Source organism: Ochrobactrum sp. SFR4 (assembly GCF_019730395.1).
Classification (GTDB): Bacteria; Pseudomonadota; Alphaproteobacteria; order Rhizobiales; family Rhizobiaceae; genus Pseudochrobactrum.
In genome coordinates this window covers 1-375 of sequence record NZ_JAAPBB010000332.1, presented here as the reverse complement: position 1 = coordinate 375, position 375 = coordinate 1, and the positions used below count along the sequence as shown (strand labels likewise).

Genomic DNA, 375 nt, shown 5'->3' with positions numbered 1-375 from the left:
AATGACACGGTTCCTCCAAGTCGCAGCAGCCATTCCGGAGCAGATTATCCGGGCCATTGGTCCTGCGCCTAAAGTCGGCCGTCCTCGCTGGATGCAACTGGCAGAGACACTTCGCGATAAAGTGCTGTTGAAGCAAGCACAACGGATTATCACCGAGCATGAGTTTACCGATGCAGAAACTGATTTACGTTTTCAGCATTTGTTACAGAAATTAACCCATGTCGAAAAAGCAGAAGCATCAAAGCCTGCTGAGCAGAAGTTACAAACTGCAAATGGTGAAAGCCTCGGGCTCTTACGTCTGCAGCAGGGCAGGGCGCAATTTGATTTGCAACGCCATGATGCGGAAGATTTCGCTGAATATCTCGCTCGTGAGAT

At 49.6% G+C, this 375-nt stretch carries 1 protein-coding gene; it reads left to right on the top strand.

The features are described 5' to 3' along the window. Positions 1-375 (top strand): plasmid partitioning protein RepB C-terminal domain-containing protein (locus HBA93_RS19230; RefSeq protein WP_286202072.1); only part of this gene is annotated, 375 nt, incomplete at both ends.